6 protein-coding genes are annotated in these 4880 nt (G+C 37.4%); 2 read left to right on the forward strand and 4 right to left on the reverse strand.

What is annotated here, in order from left to right:
- The 3 genes from iscB to F6K13_RS18385 all read right to left on the reverse strand — a co-directional run.
- On the reverse strand, positions 1–549 hold a 549-nt coding region (gene iscB / locus F6K13_RS18375; protein WP_287287959.1), incomplete at its 3' end, for an RNA-guided endonuclease IscB.
- Between the two features lie 228 nt (positions 550–777).
- A complete protein-coding gene (locus F6K13_RS18380; RefSeq protein ID WP_124147441.1) occupies positions 778–1161 on the reverse strand; it encodes a DUF1257 domain-containing protein in 384 nt (127 codons plus the stop codon).
- Between the two features lie 47 nt (positions 1162–1208).
- Positions 1209–1421 (reverse strand): DUF2997 domain-containing protein, encoded by a 213-nt coding sequence (locus tag F6K13_RS18385; protein WP_124147466.1) that lies wholly within the window; start codon positions 1419–1421, stop codon positions 1209–1211.
- Between the two features lie 437 nt (positions 1422–1858).
- Here F6K13_RS18385 and F6K13_RS18390 point away from each other — a divergent pair, with 437 nt between their 5' ends.
- Positions 1859–2095, forward strand: coding sequence for a hypothetical protein (locus F6K13_RS18390; protein ID WP_161564730.1), 237 nt, complete (start codon positions 1859–1861; stop codon positions 2093–2095).
- Positions 2096–2598: 503 nt separating this feature from the next.
- On the forward strand, positions 2599–3603 hold the full coding sequence (locus F6K13_RS18395; RefSeq protein WP_375340669.1) for a saccharopine dehydrogenase-like oxidoreductase: 1005 nt from the start codon (positions 2599–2601) through the stop codon (positions 3601–3603).
- Positions 3604–3807: 204 nt separating this feature from the next.
- Here F6K13_RS18395 and F6K13_RS18400 read toward each other — a convergent pair.
- A partial coding sequence (locus tag F6K13_RS18400) for a putative Ig domain-containing protein (RefSeq protein WP_287287961.1) occupies positions 3808–4880 on the reverse strand: 1073 nt, incomplete at its 5' end.

Genomic DNA, 4880 nt, shown 5'->3' on the forward strand with positions numbered 1-4880 from the left:
TAGTTCCCCTTTTTGATATTCAACTCCTGAAATTTCTGGGTTCTGTATTTTCTGGGTGTCAAACTTGACCAATTCTATAGCTAAACTACTTACCGGGCTTAGTTTACACAGTCTATTCACCCAAGTTTCTACAGTCAAAACCCGATGCCTTAAACTTGGTGGCAGCCATCCTTTTTTTCGTTTGCGGTTGAAAAATCTGCACTTACGGTAGCGAGTTTTTCGGTAACGACGACCTCGGCGAAGAGTTCGTCGTCGCTCTAAAGCATTTTTGATTTGCTGGCCACGATGGACTAAAACCATTGCAAAGATAACTTCTTCACTTTGAGTTACTAAAGCAAAGCCTGTTTGTTTGGAACCAGGGTCAATTTTTAATTGCAAGCCTTGAAAATCAAGAGCTACCAATTTCTTCAGAATTATTGTGAAAGGGTAGCGCTTAAAAACTTTGGCTTTGCCTGCTTTTAACAATGACCTCGCCATGGCTGGTTTGCATGGTGCTAAGGGTTTTTTCTTGGCGTCAAGTACGAACACATAATTGGTTGAATTGGACATTGTTGCGTCCCTCCTACTCTCGTGTAAAGTTGGCCTCGCCCGGTTATTGAAGCTTTTTACGTTCGGCACACTAGCTTTTCAAATCTCTTTGCCTGTTTAATGCCGAACAATAGAGGTCGGAACTGGCGGAGCATTCCGACGTATTGTGACTAAAATAACGTTTACTTGAAGAAAGTGGGCTGGACTAACCATTTAAACACAAAATTTGCGTTTTGATTAGATTTGTGGTTAAGTCCAACGTTGAACAACTAGACGAATAGAGCCATCTTTGTTTTTTTGCTGTTCGGTAACTTGAAATCCTTGTTTAGTAGTTTCATTAACTACAGTGCTGTAAGCATAACTCTGAGTCACCATACTTATAAACCGATCGACAGACCATGCTTGTTGCCAAAATTGTAGATCCGCTACCAATTCATATTCATTGCCATTCCAAGCAAACCCCAGGTCATACCCATTATTCTGTTCTACAACTACTTCAGCAGTGCTAGTTTGTCCACGATAACCACGGACTTCTGTAGGACCAGATTTCCAGTCAATACCTAAATCTGTGAGAGCGGACTGCAAAGACTTCAAGTTACGAATTTGAGTTTTGATTTGACTAAAGTGTGACATAGTTTTTTTAAAAGAAATAAATGGAACTCAACAAAAAAAAAAGAATTTTACCAGTTGCAAAAAGAAGAAACTTGCGTTGTAGCAGTCTCAGACTGATGCTGCTGTTGAGCAAAGTATTCAGAAGTTGATTCTTGAGTGAGAATAATTCCTAATTCTTCTTCTATTGCCTTAGTTACTTCTGTACAGGATGTACCGACAATGCCAGTAACTTTTTCCTGTACTCGACCATCTGGATAAATGATGAACTCTAAAGTTTCCATGTTCATAGCTAAATATTATGAACAACAGTTGTAGGACTATATGCTGACACCAATTGTTTGAAAGTGATGTCTGCTGATATTGCTTCTGAGTTAAATGACTTTTTTTTAATCTAAATCAATTTTTACTAATTGATAGATTACGAGTCATTCCTTAACAAAAGTTAATATAATCTGAAGCAATAAATCAGTTATTTGTTAAGTTTGACGTATATTCCTCAAACCGTCAACATATTGGACCAAGTTATAGAAGTGACCTTGGTAGATAAGTAGTTGATAGGTAGTTATATAGAATTTAAACTTTTAAATTATTTTAATATTTAAGCTCAAGGTTATTGACAAATATCACCTAAGCTGTTATGTCTAGACATTCGATCCCTACTATCTTTACTGTTCTAATCAATATTTTTAGATTTGTGGGTCAATTATTGCTTTTCAAGTTGAAGAAGGAAGAAGAAAGAAGAAAGAAGAAAGAAGAAAGAAGAAAGGAAGAAAAAGGAAAAAATGGATGGGGAATCAAGCCACAACAAGTTTGTAAACACCGTATAGACGGTAGGGTATTAAACCCAAAATCAAAAGATAATTGGATAAATGTTCAAAATTATTGTGATGGTAAACTTAAGAATTTAAAGGCACAAAATAGAAGGAAAGAAGTTTTTTTGTGTTTTCTTAGTTGAGATAAATAGTTAAAATAAAATACAGATTATCATGTAGATTTAACTGACATAAATTACTGCATAAAAATTAATAATCAATCGTCATGAATTTCAAAATCAACTCTGTAATATATGGAATAGTTTTGATTTATTATCGCCTTGAGTCAAACTATTAATTATTTACTTTCATTCAATTATCAATAATTACCCTATTTTTTATATATTTTTTCACCAATAATCAAATTAAAAATATTATATATTAATATCTTTGGTTATAATTTTTCCCATTATTATAGTTAAACTAATTTGTCTCTTTTTTAATAGAGCGTTTCTCAAGTTATTGAGGTACAACTGTTTTTCTTCTTTTCCATTCCCTGTTTCCCGTAAGTAGGGGCGAACGGCCGTTTGCTTCGCATAACTATCGTTAACGCCCCTACTCCGTACTCCCTAAAACAGTTTTCCACAGTGATGCCCCATAACCGATAATAAAAGTCTGTCCAATTAAATTAAACGCTATGAACATAATGCAAAATACAAATTCAAAAAATCAAATTCATGTAGGTGTTTTAGGTTTCGGTGGCCTGGGTCAAGCTGCAGCTAGGGTACTTGCTCCCAAACAAGAAATGCTCTGGGTTGCTGCTGCTGACCAAAAAGGTTATGCCTACAATACTCAAGGATTAAATCCCGACCAATGTATGACCATGTACAATACTCAGGGGTCTTTAGGCCATTTAGAATCTGGTGGCGTTTTAAGTAATCAAAGTATTGAAGAACTAATCAAAGTTGCTGATACTGTAGATGGTTATTTTCTGGCCTTACCAAACTTACCTAATACTTTTATGGCAAATGTGGCAAAACAATTTATTGCTGCTGGTTGGCGGGGTGTATTGGTGGATGCCATTAAGCGTACCAGTGCTGTAGAGCAATTATTGGCCTTGAAAGATGAGCTAAGGGCTGCGGGTATTACTTATATGACTGGTTGTGGGGCAACTCCTGGTTTATTAACTGCAGCAGCGGCTATTGCAGCTCAGAGTTATGCTGAAATTCATAGTGTGAATATTACTTTTGGAGTGGGAATTGCGAATTGGGAGGCTTACCGTGCGACAATTCGTGAGGATATTGGCCATTTGCCGGGATATGATGTGGAACGGGCAAAGGCGATGACTGATGCTGAAGTTGAGGCTTTGTTGGAAGAGACTAATGGTCTGTTGAAACTGGAGAATATGGAACACGCTGACGATATTATGTTGGAGTTGGCGGGAATTTGCGATCGCGACCGGGTGAGTGTGGGAGGTATTGTTGATACTCGCAACCCGAAAAAGCCTTTGAGTACTAATGTTCAGGTGACTGGTCGTACTTTTGAGGGCAAAATTTCTACACATACTTTTACATTGGGAGATGAAACGAGTATGGCGGCTAATGTTTGTGGTCCTGCGTTTGGTTATTTGAAAGCTGGAGTAGATTTATATCGAAGAGGTATTTATGGTTTGTTTACTGCTGCGGAAGTTATGCCGAAGTTTGTGCGGTAGTGGTTTGTTTGTTGGATGGGTGAAGTGTTGATAGTGTGAGCGTCTCGCTCACCCATGAGACCTACGAGAGCGTCTCATTCAACCACGGGAGCAGGATGCTCCCACTGCTAAATTATGGGGGAAAATTCCCCCATCCTAATTTACTGTTAATCAACCGTGTACATTATTTATTGATTTACAACTGATATTCAATCAAAACTCAAACTATTGGTTGACAGTTAAACTGAAAGGTAGTAGGTTTATTGTTTCTTTCTTATCACTCACAGTGATAATGAGATTATATTTTTTACCAACATCATCCTTGTTAGGAGTACCAGAGAGTTTCCCTGTGTTGGAATCAAAAGTTGCCCAATCAGGTTTTTGATCGATCGCGAATTGTAGATTTTGACTTTTTAAGTTTCCGATCACAGGAGTAAAGCTATAAGTTGTCTGTTCATTGATACCCAATGGAACACTGATAATTACAGGAGTTAGACTGTCATCTTCTTTGTCATTGCCTACAGTAATACCAATATTAGATGTAGTAGCGATATTATTAGGTGTATCAGAGGGTTGTACTGGTATTGTTTTTTTAATACCAAATTCTAAACTTTCTAAAGTTGTAGGATCGCCACTATTTTTGGCTGTTAGGATTATTTTAGTATCTAAAGTCAGAGGTGTATTTGGTGGATTATTTCCAAAAAAGTTAATTAATGACCTAACGATTATCCCGCTACTTAAGAGGATTATTAATAAAATTATTAACGGTCTCATTAAGTTTTTCTTTGAGCGCTTTTTTACTCCTGATAATTCCTCCGAAAATACTGAATATTTCTGCCAATCATTAGATTCAACAAGCGCTGATAAACCACGCCACACTTTAGCATTTTTCAATGCTAATTCTGCTTTATTTTTTGTGACAACTACTAAAGCACCATCATGTTGTGGAAGATTGTGTTTTTTTAGCTCATCTATTAGCTCATTAACTCGCTGTTCACCTTTTGTAGCTATTTTATATTCTATCCTTGGGGGTAAGTTTTGAGATTTATCTTCCAGTTGAAAATCTTGAGCTAAAATCTCAGCTTGAAGAGCTTCTCGATTCACTATAAAACCTTTATTTGCATCCGACTTTACTGCATTGTTAATTTCCAGAGGAAATGAATAATCCTCCCCTAGAAGACTTTGTAACCCTCGAATTGCTAAAGCTTTCAATATCTGTGGAGGAGCAGGCCGCGCCCACGGCCTGCTCCTCCGAGGACGCTCCCGAGGCCGTGGTCCGCATGGGCGGCGCCGTGTAC

The organism is Okeania sp. SIO2B9 (assembly GCF_010672505.1).
GTDB classification, from domain to species: domain Bacteria; phylum Cyanobacteriota; class Cyanobacteriia; order Cyanobacteriales; family Microcoleaceae; genus Okeania; species Okeania hirsuta.

What these genes read in the sequence shown, in the direction of transcription:
- F6K13_RS18385 (WP_124147466.1), bottom strand. Translation starts at nt 1,421, where the DNA reads ATGGAAACTTTAGAGTTCATCATTTATCCAGATGGTCGAGTACAGGAA.
- F6K13_RS18380 (WP_124147441.1), bottom strand. Translation starts at nt 1,161, where the DNA reads ATGTCACACTTTAGTCAAATCAAAACTCAAATTCGTAACTTGAAGTCT.
- F6K13_RS18395 (WP_375340669.1), top strand. Translation starts at nt 2,599, where the DNA reads ATGCAAAATACAAATTCAAAAAATCAAATTCATGTAGGTGTTTTAGGT.